Annotated in this window: 16 protein-coding genes and 1 tRNA gene; 6 read left to right on the top strand and 11 right to left on the bottom strand. The window is 49.9% G+C overall.

The annotated features are described in order from the left end of the window. Nucleotides 1-37 precede the first annotated feature (37 nt). Complete coding sequence (gene glnA, locus RS889_RS23170) at nt 38-1,447, bottom strand: glutamate--ammonia ligase (protein WP_021013796.1); 1,410 nt, start codon at nt 1,445-1,447, stop codon at nt 38-40. A 372-nt stretch (nt 1,448-1,819) separates the two neighbouring features. On the opposite strand from glnA, the gene typA reads away from it, so the two are divergent. The 4 genes from typA (at nt 1,820) to fabY (ending at nt 5,928) form a co-directional block, all read left to right on the top strand. After that, nucleotides 1,820-3,646 carry a ribosome-dependent GTPase TypA gene (gene typA, locus RS889_RS23165; RefSeq protein WP_021013797.1) on the top strand — a complete coding sequence of 609 codons (1,827 nt, stop codon included), beginning with the start codon at nt 1,820-1,822 and terminating at the stop codon, nt 3,644-3,646. 172 nt (nt 3,647-3,818) lie between these two features. Next, a complete protein-coding gene (gene yihX / locus RS889_RS23160) occupies nt 3,819-4,430 on the top strand; it encodes a glucose-1-phosphatase (protein ID WP_315708842.1) in 612 nt (203 codons plus the stop codon). A gap of 79 nt (nt 4,431-4,509) precedes the next feature. Then, nucleotides 4,510-4,947, top strand: coding sequence for a D-aminoacyl-tRNA deacylase (gene dtd / locus RS889_RS23155; protein ID WP_021013799.1), 438 nt, complete (start codon nt 4,510-4,512; stop codon nt 4,945-4,947). A gap of 39 nt (nt 4,948-4,986) precedes the next feature. Next, nucleotides 4,987-5,928 (top strand): fatty acid biosynthesis protein FabY, encoded by a 942-nt coding sequence (gene fabY, locus RS889_RS23150; protein ID WP_021013800.1) that lies wholly within the window; start codon nt 4,987-4,989, stop codon nt 5,926-5,928. A gap of 153 nt (nt 5,929-6,081) precedes the next feature. Here the strand turns inward: fabY and RS889_RS23145 are convergent, their stop codons facing one another. From RS889_RS23145 to gmk, 7 genes are all read right to left on the bottom strand, one after another. Beyond that, nucleotides 6,082-7,800: an AsmA family protein gene (locus RS889_RS23145; RefSeq protein WP_315708841.1), complete on the bottom strand. Its 1,719-nt coding sequence runs from the start codon at nt 7,798-7,800 to the stop codon at nt 6,082-6,084. A gap of 159 nt (nt 7,801-7,959) precedes the next feature. After that, the gene (locus tag RS889_RS23140) at nt 7,960-9,351 is read right to left on the bottom strand and encodes a nucleobase:cation symporter-2 family protein (protein ID WP_315708840.1); all 1,392 of its coding nucleotides are present in this window, start codon (nt 9,349-9,351) and stop codon (nt 7,960-7,962) included. Nucleotides 9,352-9,506: 155 nt separating this feature from the next. Continuing rightward, on the bottom strand, nt 9,507-11,588 hold the full coding sequence (gene recG, locus RS889_RS23135) for an ATP-dependent DNA helicase RecG (protein WP_315708839.1): 2,082 nt from the start codon (nt 11,586-11,588) through the stop codon (nt 9,507-9,509). Next, a complete protein-coding gene (locus RS889_RS23130; RefSeq protein WP_315708838.1) occupies nt 11,588-12,004 on the bottom strand; it encodes an RNA methyltransferase in 417 nt (138 codons plus the stop codon). Before RS889_RS23130 ends, recG begins: the two co-directional genes overlap by 1 nt. A gap of 6 nt (nt 12,005-12,010) precedes the next feature. Further along, complete coding sequence (gene spoT, locus RS889_RS23125) at nt 12,011-14,113, bottom strand: bifunctional GTP diphosphokinase/guanosine-3',5'-bis pyrophosphate 3'-pyrophosphohydrolase (protein WP_021013805.1); 2,103 nt, start codon at nt 14,111-14,113, stop codon at nt 12,011-12,013. A gap of 18 nt (nt 14,114-14,131) precedes the next feature. Then, nucleotides 14,132-14,407, bottom strand: a complete 276-nt coding sequence (gene rpoZ, locus RS889_RS23120; protein ID WP_021013806.1) for a DNA-directed RNA polymerase subunit omega — start codon at nt 14,405-14,407, stop codon at nt 14,132-14,134. A gap of 53 nt (nt 14,408-14,460) precedes the next feature. Next, nucleotides 14,461-15,084: a guanylate kinase gene (gene gmk, locus RS889_RS23115; RefSeq protein WP_021013807.1), complete on the bottom strand. Its 624-nt coding sequence runs from the start codon at nt 15,082-15,084 to the stop codon at nt 14,461-14,463. 377 nt (nt 15,085-15,461) lie between these two features. Here gmk and ligB point away from each other — a divergent pair, with 377 nt between their 5' ends. Together ligB and RS889_RS23105 are read left to right on the top strand one after the other, a co-directional pair. Further along, nucleotides 15,462-17,150, top strand: a complete 1,689-nt coding sequence (gene ligB, locus RS889_RS23110; RefSeq protein WP_425475100.1) for an NAD-dependent DNA ligase LigB — start codon at nt 15,462-15,464, stop codon at nt 17,148-17,150. Nucleotides 17,151-17,490: 340 nt separating this feature from the next. Beyond that, nucleotides 17,491-17,567 (top strand) — tRNA-Pro (locus RS889_RS23105). Between the two features lie 302 nt (nt 17,568-17,869). On the opposite strand, the gene RS889_RS23100 is transcribed toward RS889_RS23105, so the two are convergent. The 3 genes from RS889_RS23100 to RS889_RS23090 are packed head-to-tail and all read right to left on the bottom strand — an operon-like array spanning nt 17,870 to nt 19,950. Next, nucleotides 17,870-18,496, bottom strand: coding sequence for a tetratricopeptide repeat protein (locus RS889_RS23100; RefSeq protein ID WP_425475099.1), 627 nt, complete (start codon nt 18,494-18,496; stop codon nt 17,870-17,872). Between the two features lie 5 nt (nt 18,497-18,501). Next, a complete protein-coding gene (locus tag RS889_RS23095) occupies nt 18,502-19,296 on the bottom strand; it encodes an SDR family oxidoreductase (RefSeq protein WP_315708836.1) in 795 nt (264 codons plus the stop codon). A gap of 3 nt (nt 19,297-19,299) precedes the next feature. After that, on the bottom strand, nt 19,300-19,950 hold the full coding sequence (locus RS889_RS23090) for an iron-containing redox enzyme family protein (protein ID WP_021013812.1): 651 nt from the start codon (nt 19,948-19,950) through the stop codon (nt 19,300-19,302). Nucleotides 19,951-19,952: the final 2 nt, after the last annotated feature.

Genomic DNA, 19,952 nt, shown 5'->3' with positions numbered 1-19,952 from the left:
ACATCATCGTATCTCTCCTGCCGTCGACGCGTGATTATTAAACGCTGTAGTACAGTTCGAATTCGACCGGATGTGGTGTCATACGAACACGGTCGTCCTCTGATTTACGCAATTCGATGTAAGCATCAATTGAGTCTTCAGTGAACACGCCACCGCGGGTCAGGAACTCACGGTCGGCATTCAGCGCATTTAGTGCTTCTTCCAGTGAACCCGCTACAGTTGGGATTTCTTTCGCTTCTTCTGCCGGTAAATCATACAGATTCTTATCCATGGCATCACCAGGATGGATTTTGTTGATGATACCGTCCAGGCCAGCCATCAGCAGAGCTGCGAAGGCCAGATACGGGTTGGCAGCAGGATCCGGGAAACGGACCTCGATACGGCGTGCTTTCGGGCTGGAAACGACTGGAATACGAATCGAAGCAGAGCGGTTACGGGCTGAGTAGGCCAGCATGACCGGTGCTTCATACCCTGGGACCAGACGCTTGTAAGAGTTGGTCGTTGGGTTGGTCAAGGCATTAATGGCTTTCGCGTGTTTAATGATACCACCGATGTAGTACAACGCTGTTTCAGACAGACCGCCGTATTTATCACCAGAGAACAGGTTGGCACCGTCTTTGGACAGAGACATATGGCAATGCATACCTGAGCCGTTGTCACCGAACATTGGTTTTGGCATGAAGGTTGCCGTTTTACCAAACACGTGAGCTACGTTATGTACGACATATTTGTAAATCTGAATTTCGTCAGCTTTTTTGGTCATACTATTGAAGCGGGTGGCTATTTCGTTCTGACCGGCAGTCGCTACTTCATGGTGATGAGCTTCAACAACCAGGCCCATCTGTTCCATGGTCAGACACATGGTCGAACGGAGATCCTGTGATGAATCTACTGGTGGAACCGGGAAGTAACCACCTTTTACTGACGGACGATGGCCTTTGTTGCCACCTTCATATTGTTTGCTGCTATTCCACGCTGCTTCGATGTCATCGATAGATACGTGTGAACCAGAAATGCTGCTGCCGAAACGGACATCGTCAAACAGGAAAAATTCCGGCTCAGGCCCGAACAGTACGGTATCCGCGATACCAGAAGAGCGCAGGAAATCTTCGGCGCGTTTAGAGATAGAACGCGGGTCGCGATCGTAGCCCTGCATTGTGGCTGGTTCCAGAATGTCGCAACGGATGTTCAGTGTGGTTTCTTCGAAGAAAGGATCCAGAACTGCAGTAGTCGGATCGGGCATTAATACCATGTCTGATTCGTTGATACCTTTCCAGCCACCAATCGAAGAACCATCAAACATTTTGCCGTCTTCAAAAAAGTCAGCATTGACTTGATGTGCTGGAATAGTGACGTGCTGTTCCTTACCTTTGGTATCAGTGAAGCGAAGATCAACAAACTTCACTTCATGTTCATTCAGCATCGTCAAAACATTTTCTGCAGACATACTTGGTTCTCCCGATTGTGTCATTTATCGTCGTGGAACGAATATCGTTGTGGAATGATGTTGTTACCGTGAGTAAACTAAAGCTAAAAGTGTGCCAACTTTTTTAATTCGTGCTAAAGGGCATTCCTGCTGGCTTTTTGTGTCATACCCCTTTGCACTATTATAGTGTAATGCACCAAAATGGAGCTTTGTTTTAAACTTGATGCTCTATTTTGGTGCGTTACAACTCGTTTGTAGCGTAATTGCACCGTGAAAGTGATCACAAACCCGGCAACGGCAGGTTGTTTAGGGTAGATGTTTGTGATCCTGTTTAGTCCCTCGATTAATACGTGTACAATAGCGCGCTATTTCTAAAATGCCTGAGGCAAAGCTGTGATCGAAAATTTGCGTAACATCGCTATTATTGCGCACGTTGACCATGGGAAAACCACCCTGGTCGATAAGTTGCTGCAACAGTCCGGTACGTTGGGTGATGATCGTAATGATCCCACCGAACGTGTCATGGACTCCAATGATTTGGAAAAAGAGCGTGGAATTACTATCCTCGCTAAAAATACCGCCATCAACTGGAATAACTACCGTATTAATATTGTGGATACGCCAGGTCACGCCGATTTCGGCGGTGAAGTTGAGCGCGTGATGTCCATGGTTGATTCGGTTCTGCTGCTGGTGGACGCGATGGACGGCCCGATGCCGCAGACGCGTTTCGTGACTCAGAAAGCTTTTGCCTATGGCCTGAAACCCATTGTGGTGATCAACAAGGTTGACCGCCCGGGCGCGCGTCCAGATTGGGTTGTCGATCAGGTTTTTGACCTGTTTGTTAACCTTGGCGCGACTGATGAGCAACTGGATTTCCCGATTGTTTATACATCCGCACTGAACGGTGTTTCGGGTCTGGATCATAATGATATGGCGGACGACATGACTCCGCTGTTTGAAGCCATCGTAAAATACGTTGAAGCACCTAAAGTCGACCTCAACGGCCCGTTCCAGATGCAGATATCCCAGTTAGATTACAACAACTATGTTGGTGTTATCGGTATCGGTCGTATCTCGCGTGGTGTGGTGAAACCAAACCAGCAGGTTAGTATTGTCGACAGCCAGGGCAAAGTACGTAACGGTAAAGTGGGTCAGGTACTTGGTCATATGGGTCTGCTACGTATTGAAAGTACGCTGGCAGAAGCGGGCGACATTGTGGCGGTTACCGGCCTGGGTGAATTGAATATTTCCGACACCATCTGCGATACTTCTACTGTTGAAGCGCTGCCACCGTTAACGGTAGACGAACCGACAGTAACCATGTTCTTCTGCGTCAATACTTCACCGTTCTGCGGAAAAGAAGGTAAGTTTGTGACTTCACGTCAGATTCTGGACCGTCTTCGCAAAGAGCTGGTGCATAACGTAGCACTGCGCGTGGAAGAAACAGAAGATCCAGATGCATTCCGTGTTTCAGGCCGTGGTGAGCTGCATCTGTCTGTATTGATTGAAAATATGCGTCGCGAAGGTTTTGAACTGGCGGTATCCCGTCCGAAAGTTATCTTCCGTACTATTGATGGTCGTCGTCAGGAGCCATTTGAGCAAGTGACGTTGGACATCGAAGAGCAGAATCAGGGCTCGGTGATGGAAGCCATGGGTATACGTAAAGGTGACATGCGAGACATGATCCCTGATGGCAAAGGCCGTGTGCGTCTGGACTACGTGATTCCAAGCCGTGGATTGATCGGTTTCCGTACCGACTTTATGACCATGACGTCGGGTACGGGTCTACTGTATTCCACCTTTAGCCATTATGATGATGTGCGTCCGGGGGAAATTGGCCAGCGTCAGAATGGCGTATTGATCTCCAATGGGCAGGGTAAAGCCGTTGCTTATGCGCTATACAGCTTGCAGGATCGCGGTAAATTGTTCCTGGGCCATGGTGCTGAAGTGTATGAAGGCCAGATCATCGGTATTCACACCCGCTCTAACGACCTGACAGTGAACTGCCTGACGGGTAAGAAGCTGACCAACATGCGTGCTTCCGGTACTGACGAAGCCACGACACTGGTACCGGCGATTAAAATGTCTCTGGAACAGGCGCTTGAATTTATTGATGATGACGAACTGGTGGAAGTGACTCCGCACTCCATCCGTCTTCGCAAACGTCATTTGACGGAAAACGATCGCCGTCGCGCTAATCGCACCACAAAAGAAGACTAATCATCTTATTTTGCTTCGCCAGAAGGCCCCATTTTGGGGCCTTTTTTCTTTATTCAGTTAGTTCTCTGTATGTTGCACCATTTTCAATCTCATTATTATCTTGATCATCTATGCTGTTCAGTTCTGATTTTTCCCACTAAAGTGAGAATCTATGGTTAAATCGGGAGGAAACATGCTGTATATATTTGATTTGGGCAATGTCATCATCGACATTGATTTTAATCGGGTTTTCGGTGTGTGGAGCCATCTTGGTAACGTACCGCTAGCAATGTTACGCGAACGTTTCGTTATGGGGGACACCTTTGAGCGGCATGAGCGTGGCGAGATCAGTGATGAGGAATTCGCATCTCGCGTGTGTTATGAAGTGGGTATTAGCCTTAGTTTTGAACAGTTCTCGACGGGGTGGCAAGCGATATTTGTTTCTCTGCGAGCTGAAGTATTGGAGATTATGCAGCGTTTGCGTCAGGAAGGGCACCGGGTGGTCATCCTTTCCAATACCAACCGCTTGCATTGTGATTTCTGGCCAACTCAATATCCGCAAATACAACAAGCCGTAGATCATCTGTACCTTTCTCAGGAAATCGGATTTCGCAAACCAGAAGCGGATATTTACCACCATGTACTGCGCCAGGAAGCTGCCACAGCGGATAATGCTATTTTCTTTGATGATAATATTGCTAATGTGACGGCGGCTTCTGAACTTGGCATTCAGTCGATACTGGTGAGTGACCGAAAGGTAATCCCTGATTTTTTTGCCCAAAAATATAACGTTTTTAGTAAATAGCTCATATTGTTGATTCTGCTGCCTGCGCGGAAGTATGCGCTGCCGTTCAGGTATTTTAAACAGGAGTTGCAACGTTTCTATGATCGCGTTAATTCAGCGGGTATCGGGTGCCAGTGTTACGGTTGATGAATCGGTGGTTGGTGAAATTGATTCGGGATTGTTGGTGTTACTGGCTGTTGAACAAGGGGATGATGAAAAAAAGGCGGCCCGACTTTGTGAGCGAGTCGCTGGTTATCGCATTTTCAGCGATAAAAATGACAAGATGAACCTGAATGTTCAACAGGCTGGCGGTAGTTTGCTGGTAGTTTCTCAATTTACGTTGGCAGCGGATACGCAAAAGGGGATGCGCCCCAGTTTCTCCCGTGGGGCATCGCCGGATGAGGCGAACCGCCTGTATCAGTATTTTATCGGGCAATGCCGTGAGCGTGGTATTGCTACCGAAACTGGTCGTTTTGCTGCAGATATGAAAGTCGCGCTGGTGAATGATGGACCAGTAACCTTCTGGTTACAGGTTTAGGCCAGATGTAGAAATTCTTTGTTTAGCGAGGCTGTGTCTATGTATCACCTGAGAGTGCCTGAAAGCGCCGAAAATCTTGATGCTTACTATCAATTTCGCTGGGAAATGTTGCGTAAACCGTTGCATCAGCCACTGGGATCTGAGCGTGATGCTTATGACGCGCTAGCGCATCATCAGACGATTGTTGATGAGCAAGGGCAACTGGTAGCGGTGGGACGACTGTCTATTAATGCTGACAATGAGGCTTCCATCCGTTTTCTGGCTGTTCATCCGGGAGTACGCCGTAAAGGTCTGGGGACGTTGATGGCAATGGCGCTGGAGTCGGTGGCGCGTCAGGAAGGGGTTAAGCGTGTCGTGTGTAGCGCTCGTGAGGATGCTGTGGATTTTTTTGCCAAACTGGGATTTATCAATCAGGGCGAAATTACGACACCATTGACTACACCAGTGCGCCACTTTCTGATGATTAAACCGGTGGAGACACTGGATGATATTTTGCACCGTCCCGATTGGTGCGGTCAGTTGCAGCAGGCCTGGTATGAACATATTCCGTTAAGTGAAAAAATGGGTGTGCGCATCAGTCAGTATACCGGGCAGAAATTCATTACCACCATGCCGGAGGTTGGTAATCAGAATCCGCATCAAACGCTATTTGCTGGCAGTATGTTTTCACTGGCAACCCTGACGGGGTGGGGATTGATCTGGCTGTTACTACGTGAGAGACAACTGGGGGGGACCATTATTCTGGCAGACGCGCATATCCGTTATAGTACCCCGGTAACTGGCAGGCCAAGTGCTGTCGCTGATCTGGGGTCACTGAGTGGCAATCTGGATCGGCTGGCCAGAGGGCGCAAGGCACGGGTACAGTTGGATGTTGAACTATTTGGAAACGAGAACAAAGGTGCTCTTTTCCAAGGGGTTTACATCGTGTTACCCGCGATGCCGGATGAGCCGCTGGAGGAAGGGGGCTCAGCCATTCGTTAAAGCAAATGCTCAATCTTTTATTACCCGATGATTATTTTCACAATAAAATCATTTTAATCAATATGTTATAACCAAGTGGATCCCCCAGCGATTACCGGAATCCACTTGGCAGTGAAAATCAACCAACTCAGCGTCACTCAATTGGTGATAGCTTTATTGTTGGTTATTGTTTTGTTCTGTCGGTGTGTTTTCTAAGACGGTACCTTGACGCATTTCCTGTCGGATCGGGAGTCCTTTTCCATCCATTCCTTGTAACATGCCATTTAGTGTAGGTTTCAATGGCATGCTGGCGTCCAGTTTGCCTGTCAGGTGCAACTGAAAATTGCTATCACCTGCCGGTAGCGCAGGCGGTGTTGTCCATCCCCAATGGGAGAGAATGCCAAAATTAACGGCCTTGCCATTTAACTCCAGCGTAAAATTCCGGGTCGGTTGCTGATTGATAATACCTTTGGCTTCCAGCAGTCCGGTCTGGGTAAACGCGCTCAAATCGGTGAGTGTGATTTGGTTATTATTGGCATTCAGTACCAATGACGGGTGGCGGACATCTATCTTGTTGAATGTGGCATCACTGGCATTAAGGTTCAGTGATCCACCCCATATTCCCAATTGATGATCGCGCGCCAGCAGCAGGTTGTTACCAAAGCCATCCAGTGCGGTAAGCTGGAATGGGAAATCCGGGTTGATATCAATCAGCAGGTTACGGTTGGCGGAAAACTTTTTAACAAACACTTCCGACAACCAGGAAGGTAATGCCTGTTGCCAGCGCTGGCGCCAATCGCTAGGCAAGGTATACTCCATACCCGCTACAATAAATTCATTTAAATCCAACCGGTGGTTACTACGCTGCCAGGTGCCGTCAGTACGCAATAGCCCACCTTCCCAGCGAGTAGAAAATTGCTTGATTGCCAGCCCTTGCGGGGATAGATCCAGGCTGACAATGGGGTCGACCAAATGCATTTGGCCATTGATGATGTCAGTGGCGTTGAACGACAGCGAACCGTCCTCACTCTGCCAGTCGTTCTGTTTGAATGTTACATTCTGCAAGGTGACATCCAAATCGTTAAAGGCCCAGTTTTTCCCTTCCATACGGGCGCCAATAAGATCAAAACGGTTAACTGTCAGTGCTGGAAGCTGAGTCAGGGGCTGCCAGAAATCAGCCAGTGTCTGGTTAGTTTGAAAACGCACATTGCTAAGTCGCAAATTGTTGATCTGCCAGCTGCCATCTTCGGTACGAATAGCATTGCCAGTGAGTTCACCTCGGGCGACATTCGCACCAAAGTTGTTCAGTGCCAACTGATTGCCATTGATTTCTCCCTGCACCAGTACCTGACTGGCCGGAATGTTGTTCAGTATCAAAGAGCGGGCACTGAGCTGAAAGTTGGCTTTTTTACCCAGCAAGTAACCGGTTTCCGGTTTCCACGGCATAATACCGCCGTTTATCTGCTGTCCATTCAATTGCCAGTTGCTATCCTGTGCATGTAGTGCCATATCGCTTAGTTGTAGCGTATCGGCATCGATTGGCAGTGTGATTTTGGTCTGATCCAGATTGAGGGTTCCGCCTTTCAGTTGCAGGCTGGTAATGTGACTGGGGTCAGTAATCTGGCGGATACTTAGTCCGATGGAGATCTGTTTTGCGACTATTGTAGCTGGCTGATTTTTATGACCAAAAATCACATCCTGCAACAGAATATGGCTGGGAGAAGACCAATTATGATCGATTTTGCCTAATGATAATTGGTACTCGGTGTGCTGATTCACCCACTTGGTGACCCAGTTTGCTCCCCACGCGGTTTGCATTAATACGTAGAACACCACCAGTAACAACAAGGCCAATAACAGCAGAGTGAGAAACAATTTCCCGATAAATTTCATTGCGTAAGTCCATGCCAGTCGTCAGGTATATATATGCTTTATGCCGTAATTACCCGGTAGGCTCAATAGATAATCATCTTACAGACAATAAATAGGGGTCGATGTTGCATCATCGACCCTTATTATAATGTTAGATGAAAAATTTCTGGAAGCTGGCGCTTATTCTTTCTCGTGCGGGAACACCAGATTCAGCGCGATGGCGGTGATTCCCCCAGCGGCGATACCCGAAGAGAGTAGGGTTTTCAGCCAGTCTGGTGCAAATTGCAAAATCAATGGTTGCTGAGATACGCCGAGACCGACTGCCAGCGACAGTGCAATAATCATAATGGCGCGACGGTTCAGTGGTTCACGAGAGACAATGCGTACCCCAGAAGCGGCGATAGTACCAAACATGACAATGGTTGCTCCGCCAAGTACCGGCTCTGGAATATGCTGCACAAAGCCGCTCACTGCCGGAAACAGTCCCAAGACGATCAACATCAGTGCAACAACAAAACCGACATAGCGACTGGCGACACCGGTGAGCTGGATAACCCCGTTATTTTGCCCGAAACAGGAGTTGGGAAAGGTGTTGAATACGGCGGAAAGCATGGAGTTCAGTCCATTGGCCAATACGCCGCCTTTCAGCCGCTTCATATACAGTGGGCCGTTTACCGGTTGTTCTGATACGTCGGAGGTGGCGGTAATATCGCCGATGGTTTCCAGTGATGTCACCATGAATATCAGCATCAATGGAATCAACAGGTTCCAGTCGAAACCCAGGCCGTAATAGAGTGGCGTTGGCACCATAATGAGTGTGCTCTGGCCAGCGGGTGCGGCGGCAGGCAACATCCCCATCAGCCAGGCCACGATATAGCCTACAGCCATAGCAATAACCAGCGATGCAACACGCAGATATGGGTTGCGCTGGCGATTAAGCAGAATGATCACCAGTAGCACAATGGCCGCCAGTAACAGATTTTTGGGAGCACCAAATGTGTGATTGCTCATGGCGGCAAAGCCACCCCCGATAGACGTCAGGCCGACCTGAATCAGTGACAGACCGATAATCATTACTACAATGCCGGAAACCAACGGGGTAATGATGCGGCGTGCCAGATGCAGTACGCGGGAAAGCAGAATTTCGGTGCAAGATGCCACCATCAGCGTACCGAACAGGGCTGCCATCATGGTGGGCACATCCGCTCCGCCATTTTTCAGCGCCATTCCCCCCATAATCAGCGGGGTAACAAAGTTAAAGCTGGTGCCCTGGATTGATAGCAGGCCAGAACCTACCGGTCCCCAGGTTTTGATTTGTAAAATGGAGGCCAGACCGGAAGCGAACAACGACATACTGATAATGTGCTGGGTATCCTGTGCGGGTAAACCAAGTGCCTGACAAATCAGCAATGCGGGTGTAATCACGGCTACAAACATCGCCAGCAGATGCTGGCAGGCAGCAAATAAGGTTTGCGGCAAAGGAGGCCGGTCATCCAGACGGTAAATCAGTTCACTGTGCTGGGTTGCGGCGGTTGATTCTGCCTGAAGATGCTCGGTGGTGGTGGTACTCATGGCGTCTGGCACTCCTGAACGACAAAAAGCGCATTTTAATGATCTGCTTCACAAAAGCAATCGTTTGCGGAACAGCGTTTCTATCTTGAAAGGAAGGGAGTCAACAATTTCATTATAATTAATAGGGATAGCGACGGCCGTTAACGAGAGCGTGTTTACGCGTTGGTATAACGCGTTCGTTCTGGCAGCCAGCGTTCGACTAGCGCTTTGGCGTGTTCGGGATAGTTTTCGTGGATATGTCGTGCGGTCCGTTGTACCTGAGGGATCAATGCCTGATCGCGCAGTAAATCAGCTACTTTGAATTCGGTGTTACCGGTTTGCCGGGTACCCAGAAGTTCGCCGGGGCCACGGATTTCCAAATCCCGTTGTGCAATCACAAAACCATCGTTGCTGTCGCGTAGTACCTGCAAGCGCTTTTGGGCCGTTTTGCTCAGCGGTGATTTGTAAAGCAGGACGCAATGAGACGCGATGGCCCCACGACCTACACGTCCCCGCAACTGATGAAGTTGTGCCAGTCCCAGTCGTTCCGGGTTTTCGATAATCATCAGGCTGGCATTAGGAACATCGACCCCTACTTCGATTACTGTCGTGGCCACCAACAGTTGGATGTTGCCTTGCTTAAAATCCGCCATGACATCCTGTTTTTCCTGTGCCTTCATTCGGCCATGCACGAGTCCGATAGTCAGTCCGGGAAGCGCTTCCCGCAGCCCCTGGCAGGTGGCTTCTGCTGCTTGCGCTTCCAGCAGTTCGGATTCTTCAATCAACGTACAAACCCAATAGGCCTGGCGACCTTCCTGCTGGCAGGCATGTTCAACTCGTCGAACAATGTCGCTGCGTCGGGAATCAGGAATTGCCACGGTGGTCACTGGTGTCCGGCCGGGAGGTAGCTCATCAATGATCGACGTATCCAGATCAGCGTAAGCTGTCATTGCCAGCGTGCGCGGAATGGGTGTAGCGGTCATGATGAGTTGATGAGGATGGAATCCTTGCTCTTCACCTTTCTCCCACAATGCCAGCCGCTGATGCACGCCGAAACGGTGCTGTTCATCAATAATTACCAGTGCCAGTCCGTTAAACTGCACCTGTTGCTGGAAGATCGCGTGCGTTCCCACCACCATGGAAACCTGACCGCTGGCAATGGCATCCTGTTGGTTTTGCCGAGCTTTACCTTTCTGTTTACCCGCCAGCCAACCTACCTCAATACCCAATGGTGCAAACCAGTGGCGGAAATTATTGGCATGCTGTTCTGCCAGAAGTTCGGTCGGGGCCATCAGCGCCACCTGCTTACCGTGGGTAATCGCTCTTAGCGCGGCGAGGGCCGCGACCAGGGTTTTGCCAGAACCGACGTCCCCCTGAACCAGTCTCATCATCGGGAATGGCCGGCTCATATCGTTTTCTATTTCTGCCACCACCCGTTCCTGTGCCTGAGTGGGTGTGAATGGCAAGGCGGCTAACAGACGTAGCTTGAGGCTGTTATCGGGCGGTAGTGGTAATGCCTGGTGGCGTTGCGCACCTGCGCGTACCGCCAGCATACTCAGATTGTGGGCCAGCAGTTCTTCCATTATTAATCGCTGCTGAGCCGGATGCTTGCCTTGCTCCAGTTCGCTTAATTGCATGTCTGGCGGTGGTCGGTGCAATATGCGCAGTGCATCGGACAAGCTGATAAGCGTGTGACTGAGCTCCTGCGGCAGTAGCTCGTCAATCGGGTTGGTATCCAGCAGTGAGAGTGCCTGATCCGTCAGTTTGCGCAGCGTGGCCTGACGAATACCGTCGGTGGTGGGATACACCGGCGTCAAGGTTTCCTGCAATTCTACTGGTGTGTTATCACCCTGAACCCGGTATTCGGGGTGAATGATTTCGGCACCAAGTTTACCGCGTCGAATTTCACCATAAGCCTGCACCCGTTGTCCTGGTGACAGGCTATTTTTCATTGCCGCATTGAAGTTGAAAAAACGCAATGTCAGCATGCCACTACCATCGCTGATCTGGCAGGTCAGCATTCGGCGGCGACCAAAAGTCACATCACAACGTAATATCTCACCCTCTACCGTGGCATAAATACCCGGCAGCAGGTCATTGATGAGATAAAGATGAGTGTGGTCTTCATAGCGTAACGGTAAGTGAAGTAACAGATCTTCTACTGTTTCCAGGCCGATACGGGCAAGTTTCGCCGCCTGGGTTGCTCCTACGCCGGCAAGGGTGCTCAGCGGTTGGGCGTTCAGCAGGCGGCCGTGCATTATTGCCTCGTCGATTGTATGGCTGACCAAGGCGAGTCGGCAATGACCTGACCGTGATGGCCAATATACGGTCGCGGAAATCCTTTGCGTTTCGCCACGCAGGCTAAAACCGGATAATCGCTTTCAAATAACAGTCGCTGTTGCTCTTTTTCAGCCCGAGCGGAGGATATGCTGGTCTTTCTCTGACTTAGCAAGTTGCACGTTGGGCAGGTGTAATCGACATAACGAAAGTCTATTGTTTTGGCAGAAATGCGGTTGGTCGGCCATGCCGTATGCGTCAGGTGTACGCCAACGGCATCAGCGATACGGATAAAGGCTGAAACATTATGTGGTCTATGCACCGGCTCCATACATACCGCCAGATCAGGCTGGTGGTTGGGCATTTCTCGGATGCGCGCATAACGTTCTGAGGTCATAACAGGTTAATTTCGGTTACGGTTAACTTTAATCACATCGGGCATCACGCGGATTTTACGCATGATGTTCGCAAGATGAATACGGTCGCGCGCGGTGAGACGGATAAAGGCGCTATATACCCGGCCATCCCGTTCTTCCGTATTAATACTCTGGATGTTGGAATTTTCGGCGTTGATAGCGGCTGTCAGGTTGGCCAGCGCACCCTGATGGTTGAACATGTCCACCTTGATTTCCGTCATGAATTCCTGTTCGGTCACTTTGTCCCATTCTACGGCCATAAATTTCTCGGGTTCTTTCTGGTAACCACGAATATTACGGCAGGATTCATGGTGAATGACCAATCCTTTACCTGGGCTGACGTGGGCAATGATCGGATCCCCCGGAATAGGACGACAGCACTTGGCGAACGTCACCAGTACGCCATCCGCACCCTTAATTGGCAGTTTGCGGATCCCGGCATCGTTCAGTTCCGAATGCTCTTCCAACAGGTTCTTCGCCACTACGACACTCATGGCGTTACCCAGTCCGATTTCTGCCAGCAGATCGTCAAGTGAAGGCAGCTTCATTCTTTCCAGTTCACGCTGGATATTCGTTTCGGGAACATCGGAAAGCTTGCGCCCATTGCCTAACGCGTGACTCAGCAGACGACGGCCCAGACTGACGGAATCATCACGCTTAAGGTTTTTGAGCATCTGACGGATTTTAGCCCGTGCTTTGGAACTGACGACAAAATTCAGCCAGGCCGCATTTGGTCTCGCGCCTGGAGCAGTAATGATTTCAACGGTTTGCCCGCTGGCCAGTGCCTGTGACAACGGATAGGGTTGACGATCGACTCGGGCACCCACGCAGGCATGACCGATATCGGTATGCACGACATAAGCGAAATCTACCGGAGTAGCACCCGCGGGTAATTCAACAATACGGCCTTCGGGTGTGAACACGTAAATTTCATCTGGAAATAAATCGGATTTCACACTTTCAATAAATTCAAACGAGCTACCTGCACTTTGCTGTAGTTCCAGCAGACTCTGCATCCAACGTTGGGCGCGAACCTGTGCCGTGGTACTGCTGCTTTCACCTTCTTTATAGGCCCAGTGTGCTGCGACACCCATTTCTGCCATCTGGTCCATATCCTCGGTGCGGATTTGTACCTCGACGGGGACGCCATGCGGCCCGATCAATGATGTATGTAGTGACTGATAGCCGTTGGCTTTGGGAATGGCAATATAGTCTTTCACCCGGCCAGGTCGGGGTTTGTATAGGCTATGCACCTGACCCAATACGCGATAACAGGTATCGACTTCTTTTACGATTACCCGAAAGGCGTAAATATCCATAATTGAATGGAAGCGCTGTTCTTTCAGATGCATCTTGCAGTAGATAGAATAAAGGTGTTTTTCCCGCCCACTGACGCGGCAGGTGATACCCGCTTCTGTCAGGCGTCCTTCAATCTCGGCAAGAATTTTCTGGATCATCTCCTTACGGTTACCACGGGCGGCCTTGACGACCTCTTTAATCACGCGGTAACGATTAGGATAAAGCGCTTCGAATCCCAGCTCTTCCAGTTCGATTTTCAGGTGGTGAATACCGAGACGGTGGGCCAGAGGGCTATAGATTTCCAGCGTTTCACGGGCAATACGGCGACGCTTGTCGGGACGTAGGGCGCCCAGTGTGCGCATATTGTGGGTTCGGTCAGCCAGTTTGATCAAAATGACGCGGATATCCTGCACCATCGCCATGATCATTTTGCGGAAGTTTTCTGCCTGAGCTTCTTTCTTGTCGCGGAATTTCAGCTTGTCGAGCTTGGAGACGCCCTCCACCAGTTCAGCAACACTCTTGCCAAAGAGCTGTTCCATGTCCTGATAAGTGGCGGGGGTGTCTTCAATTACATCGTGCAACAGCGCTGCCATCAATGTTTCGTAATCGAGACGCATCTCAGCAAGAATACAAGCAACAGCGACAGGGTGGGTGATGTAGGGCTCACCGCTGGAGCGAGTCTGTCCCTCGTGAGCATCACGAGCAACAAGATAAGCCTGCTGGAGACGTTTTATCTGCTCTTTTGGCAGATAACGCTGAATCAGCAGATTAAGGCTTTCAAACAGATACAAGGGCGACTCGTTCTGTAATTAACGACGACCTTCAGCAATTGCGGTAACCGCCTGAATTTCTGCGGCTTCATGCTCTTGCTGTTCCTGACGTTCACGGGTATCCAGAATCTGAGCGGTGATCAATCCTTCTTCGATTTCGCGCAGTGAGATAACCGTGTATTTGTCGTTTTCTTCTGGTACCAGCGGATCTTTGCCACCGATCTGAAGCTGACGGGCGCGACGAGCAGCGACCAACACCAGGTCAAAACGGTTACCAATTTTCTCTACAGCGTCTTGAACAGTTACGCGTGCCATAATGTGCTACTCCACAGGAAATAAAATGACTGGGCATCATACTGAAAGTGTCGTCAGTCTGCCAATAGTTTGGTGATTAAAGCGCCATGCCGTACTTTCTGCCGACTCAAATGCAAGCGTTCGGCGCGAATAATGGTTTTCAAATCCATCAGGGCCAGATTGAAATCATCATTCACAATTAAATAATCGTATTCGGCGTAATGGTTCATTTCCGCAACCGCTTGAGCCATGCGGCGGGCAATGACGTCTTCGCTGTCTTGGCCGCGGCCACGTAAGCGGCGTTCCAATTCTTCTTTAGATGGAGGAAGAATAAAGATGCTACGGGCCATCGGCATCTTGGTGCGGATTTGCTGTGCACCTTGCCAGTCTATATCGAGAAAAATATCGACGCCGGTTGACAGAATTTGTTCAATAGTAACGCGAGATGTACCGTAATAATTGCCGAAAACTTCAGCGTACTCCAGAAAATCATTATTCTCGATCATCCGTTTGAACTCATCGGTCGAAACGAAGAAATAATGTTCACCGTTATTCTCACCTGGCCGTTTCGCCCGGGTAGTATGTGAAATCGATACCTGCGTATCGTACAACGGCTGTGTTTTTAATAATGCCTGGATCAAACTGGATTTCCCGGCCCCACTGGGTGCGGAAACAATATATAACGTGCCTTGGACCATAGTGAATGTTTCTATTACGGTTACGGTGGTTGAGATAATCGATGCAGCAAAACGCCTGTATCGCCTCTATTTCCAAATAGCAGTGGTAGTTGTGCCAGTGTCTGATGGAAAGACTCTTAATCGTATTATACACATCGTGCTGCCGTCAGTCGCGTTATGTAACCATTCCTGCTGTATGTCTGTAGCTTATGTCACCTGAAACCCCAGCCACCAAGCCTTGTCTCGGTTTGCTGCGTACTTTTTCCCAATCTTTTTTTCTGTTTCATAAACCCGTTGTCTACTTTGCGAACCCTTTTGCATTTTACTTATGGTCCGCTCGTTCCTTTTTACAGATTGCGTTTTACTGCCATCGGTTATCCAGCCTGGGAGAGGGAAAGATGAAATATGGATATTGGATGGTTACTACCTTGCTGACTGGTTTGCTCAATCTGTCTGCCATGGCTTCAATGCCGTGTCCTGATTGGGCGTCAACGCAAGCCAACCATGAAATTGAGATACTGGAGCAGCAACTGGCGCACTGGGATAAAGCCTACTATGAATCGGGCCAAAGTCTGGTGGACGATGAGATTTATGATCAACTGCGAAAAAAACTGGCGGTGTGGCAAGGCTGTTTTCAACCACAAGCCGTACCTTTTCCTGTTCACCTGCCGGATGATGGTAAAAAGTCACATCCGGTTGCTCATACGGGTTTGAAAAAACTCACGGAGGTTAATGAGCTTCGACAGTGGATAGCGCAGCACGATAATTTATGGATTCAGCCCAAGATAGACGGTGTAGCGGTGACATTGGTTTATGCCCAGGGAAGGCTGGTCTCTGCCGTTAGTCGGGGTAATGGGCTTAAAGGGGAAGACTGGACGGAGAAAGTGCGGCAAATGCCTTCGGTTCCACAGCAGATAGGGGATACCCAGAAGTCGCTGGTGCTACAGGGAGAATTGTACCTTCAGGTGAAGGAACACCGACAATCCCAAGCCGGTGGTATTAATGCCCGCTCGATTGTGGCCGGTGAAATGCGTCGCAAACAGCCTTCCGCAGTGTTATCGCAAATAGGGATTTTTATTTGGGAATGGCCTGATGGGCCAGATGCCATGCCGCAACGTCTTATGCAACTACGGCAGATGGGCTTCGGCCTGACAGCAGAATATACCCATGCAATATCAATGTTGTCCGAGGCGGAAACATGGCGTGATAACTGGTATCGGGCACCGCTGCCTTTTGTCACCGATGGTGTCGTAATCCGTCAGGAGAAGGAACCACAAGGCCGTTACTGGCAGAATACCCCTGCTGACTGGGCAATTGCCTGGAAATATCCGTTGGTCAGCCAAGTTACGAATGTAAATGGTGTCGATTTCGAGATTGGCCGCACCGGGAAAATAACGGTCGTGCTGAATCTTGAGCCACTACACCTGGATGATAAATCTGTCAGCCGTGTGAACGTGGGTTCGGTATCCCGCTGGCAACAATGGGATGTATTACCGGGCGATCAAGTGAGTATCAGTTTGGCGGGACAAGGTATTCCCCGGTTGGACAAGGTCGTTTGGCGGAGTTCGGTGCGTCAGCCTGTTGAGGCTCCAGAACAATCACTGTTCAATGATTTTAGCTGTTTTCAGTGGAGTCTTGTCTGTCAATCGCAGTTCCTGTCTCGTCTCGTCTGGTTAAGCGGGAACTTCGGCTTGAACATTAAAGGTGTAAGTAACGGTATGTGGCGGCGTTTCATGCAACAGGGGAAACTGCCGGATATTCTGTCATGGTTGACATTGAGTCAGCAACAGATTGGCAGCTTTGCTGGCGTTGGTGAGAAACAGGCAGCCAGGATTTACCAGCGGTTCCAATTGACCCGACAACAGCCACTACAACTGTGGTTACAGGCGTTAGGGATCCCTGTCCCCCGGGCTGCCTTGAAGGCATTGGATGAACGCTCATGGCAGCAGCTACAACGTCGGACAACAGAAGAGTGGCAGCAATTTCAAGGGATTGGTGTGAAAAGAGCGCAAAGGATTCGGGAGTTTTTGTATCATCCTGAAATTGTGCGGTTCATTAACTGGCTCATACAACAGGGTATAAAATGACATTTTTACAAAGGAATTGACCCAAAAAACAGCGAGTGCGCTAAAATCATGCCTCATGAGGTAGTGCTGATCATTTAAGCGCCATGCTCAGTATATGAAGATGTGATTCTTGGTGATAGATATCCTCGAGCCAGACCCACAGATGTCGATACATTAGCTAGCGGTGGCAATAATAGATCCAAGCAGGATAAGCGAAGCCAACACTTTGATGAAAATCACTGGCATAGCATGCTGATAGCGCTGATTATTGGTGATTCAGGCACTTTAGCTGCCGCGTTGTGGCTTTCGCTAAAAAGGGATTGACGCCTTTCAGAGGTAGCAGTAAGATGCGCCCCGCATTCGGTGAGTGGCGCAGCCTGGTAGCGCACTTCGTTCGGGACGAAGGGGTCGGAGGTTCGAATCCTCTCTCACCGACCAAATCGACTTTCGGCAGGCATCTGGAATAGACGGATATCGCCGGAAAGTACAAAGAAACCCGCATCCAGCTTGGATTGGCGGGTTTTTTATTGCCTGTTATCTATCAGTATCACCCGTTTACAGCCGGAAGGTTTAGTTATACCACGCCGTATAACTACGATGGCCCGTATAACGACTCCTCTGACCAATACCGAAATCAAAGCCGCGGAACCTGCCGAGAAGGAATACATGGATGGGGACTGGCTGCATTCTCTTTCAACGGGACACCAGCCATGAATGGCCGATGCCCTGATGTATCATCGCTATTTTTTAAGCAGCGCCAAATCTTTCTGAATATCGTCTTTACGCCCTTGATCGGCAATTTCTCTTCCCGCGCGGGGAGCCGCTGCCAGTGCAATAGTAAGGTACTGTTTTGCTTCTTTTTTATGTCCCTGTTTGAGCAAGTAGTCACCATAGAAATAGTTGGGATCAATACCACTCGGGTTCATTTTCAGCGCGGTTTGCAGATATTGTTCCGCTTTTTTGTCATCACCGAAGCCAATCGGCCAACCCGGCACCCGATAATACAAGACCCCCAGACTGGTATAAGCTGAACCTTCCAATGCGTTAGGATCAAGGGCGATTGCTTTTTCCAGAGCACCCTTGGCTTTTTTGACCAAACTCAGCGCACCTAAACCGCCTTTGGTGCCAGCCCAACTGCTGTCTACAATCGCGGACCAGATTAGATATTTGGCATTTGTCGGCTGGCTACTCACCAGGCTTTGTACTCTTGATCCCAGTGTGGAAAAGCAATTGTCTTGCTGGGAGCTGAGGGTTCTATACTCGCATATCGCCCACTGTTTCTGAATGTCCGGCAGTGAGCCACTTGCATGGGCCAGACCTGGCACCAGCAGACAGGCGGAGATAAATAATTTTTTCATGCAATACATTATCTCTATTTATGCTTGCCGCGAGCGTAACGGCGAATGATCGGAAGTTGACGAATAATGGCGCCATCCACCAGTGATGGCAGTAGTGCGTTCAGTTTGACGAAAAACTTTTCCGGCCAACCAAGCCAGCGTCGTACGGCCTCTTTCTCCAGAGCTGTAACAATCTGTGCCGCCACCCATTCAGGACGATCGCTTTTGTTGCCCAGTTCTTTATTCATGGCGTTAACGGCGGGGGAGTTTAGTGGGGTGTCTGTAGCCCGAGGGGCCAGGTACAGCACGTTGATTCCCTGTGGCGAGAGCTCACGGTGGAGCGCTTCGCTAAAGCCGTGTAAAGCGAATTTGGTCGCGCAATAGACGCTGTAGCCGGGGTAACCGATGCCACCCATCGCTGAACCAATGTTCATGATAATACCCGGCGAGCTCATGCTATTGAGCATGGATTGGGTCAGTAGCATCGGCCCTTCCACATTCAGGGCGATGTGGTGCTGGATGTCTTCATGCCGTTGATGTTCAAACAGGCTGAAGGTGGATGTACCAGCATTGTTAATCAATATATCCAGCCGCGTGGGGGCGGGGAAACACTCCGCCAGTGCGTTACGATCCTGTTCGTCACAGAGGTCCGCCAGCAGAATATTATGGTGATTGGGTTCCGGTAACTGGCTTTGCAGGGTCAGCAGTGCTTGCTCATGGCGACCAACCAGATAAAGCTTCGCTCCTTTGGCGGCCAGCGCATGAGCCAATGCCTGACCGATACCACCGCTGGCGCCGGTCAGCATGATGCGTTTGTCTTTGAGATCCATGAGTTAGCGCTCCGTCAGGCTGCGCAACATGTCACCATACAGTTGATAAACAACATGCGCGGAATGAACGATGGCTTCCTGATCATGTGGCTCGCTGACCTTATCCATTAGCGAGGCGAAAAACTTCAGATGTTCCTGATCCAGTGAACCGTGAGAACGCAGGTAGCTCATGGCGCTGGCCGGTAATTTCAGACCTTGCTCCAGTTGTTCGGCGACGCTGGTGGCGATATTGACGCTGGTTCCTTCCAGAACGTGTACCATGCCGAAAATACTCATCGGGTTACCGCGATTGATGCGGTCATAAAGAAAAGAAAGCATTAATTCAATCGAGAGATGAGGATGACCGTGACGTACCGCTTGCGCATCCCCGCCACAGGCCTGGATATCATCCAGGATCCACTCCTGATGGCCGTACTCTTCGTCAATATATTCAGCGATGGCGCTGAGCACCCATTCATAACTCATGGGCAATCGGCTACCTGCCGCCATCAACAGCGGTACGGTATGACTGACGTGGTGATAAGCCTGGGTCAGGAAAGCGATATACATTTCACGGGTGATATTGCCGTAACGACACGCTTCAATGACCGGGGCGGACATCATTTTCTGCTGCGATGAAGCCGTACTGGTTTGTAATTGTTGATAGAAACCCATGT

Source organism: Brenneria uluponensis, assembly GCF_032395385.1.
GTDB lineage: Bacteria > Pseudomonadota > Gammaproteobacteria > Enterobacterales > Enterobacteriaceae > Prodigiosinella > Prodigiosinella aquatilis.
Note: the sequence above shows the minus strand (reverse complement) of the source record. Positions and strands in the feature narration are given on the sequence as shown.

Bases quoted from the DNA above. Each gene is read 5' to 3' on its own strand.
- recG (WP_315708839.1), bottom strand. From the start codon at position 11,588: ATGCACGGCCGCCTGCTGAACGCCCAACCGCTGAGCACCCTTGCCGGC.
- RS889_RS23145 (WP_315708841.1), bottom strand. From the start codon at position 7,800: ATGAAATTTATCGGGAAATTGTTTCTCACTCTGCTGTTATTGGCCTTG.
- RS889_RS23100 (WP_425475099.1), bottom strand. From the start codon at position 18,496: ATGTATTGCATGAAAAAATTATTTATCTCCGCCTGTCTGCTGGTGCCA.
- RS889_RS23130 (WP_315708838.1), bottom strand. From the start codon at position 12,004: ATGACCTCAGAACGTTATGCGCGCATCCGAGAAATGCCCAACCACCAG.
- dtd (WP_021013799.1), top strand. From the start codon at position 4,510: ATGATCGCGTTAATTCAGCGGGTATCGGGTGCCAGTGTTACGGTTGAT.
- RS889_RS23090 (WP_021013812.1), bottom strand. From the start codon at position 19,950: ATGGGTTTCTATCAACAATTACAAACCAGTACGGCTTCATCGCAGCAG.
- yihX (WP_315708842.1), top strand. From the start codon at position 3,819: ATGCTGTATATATTTGATTTGGGCAATGTCATCATCGACATTGATTTT.
- fabY (WP_021013800.1), top strand. From the start codon at position 4,987: ATGTATCACCTGAGAGTGCCTGAAAGCGCCGAAAATCTTGATGCTTAC.
- glnA (WP_021013796.1), bottom strand. From the start codon at position 1,447: ATGTCTGCAGAAAATGTTTTGACGATGCTGAATGAACATGAAGTGAAG.
- rpoZ (WP_021013806.1), bottom strand. From the start codon at position 14,407: ATGGCACGCGTAACTGTTCAAGACGCTGTAGAGAAAATTGGTAACCGT.
- RS889_RS23140 (WP_315708840.1), bottom strand. From the start codon at position 9,351: ATGAGTACCACCACCACCGAGCATCTTCAGGCAGAATCAACCGCCGCA.
- ligB (WP_425475100.1), top strand. From the start codon at position 15,462: ATGAAATATGGATATTGGATGGTTACTACCTTGCTGACTGGTTTGCTC.
- RS889_RS23095 (WP_315708836.1), bottom strand. From the start codon at position 19,296: ATGGATCTCAAAGACAAACGCATCATGCTGACCGGCGCCAGCGGTGGT.
- gmk (WP_021013807.1), bottom strand. From the start codon at position 15,084: ATGGTCCAAGGCACGTTATATATTGTTTCCGCACCCAGTGGGGCCGGG.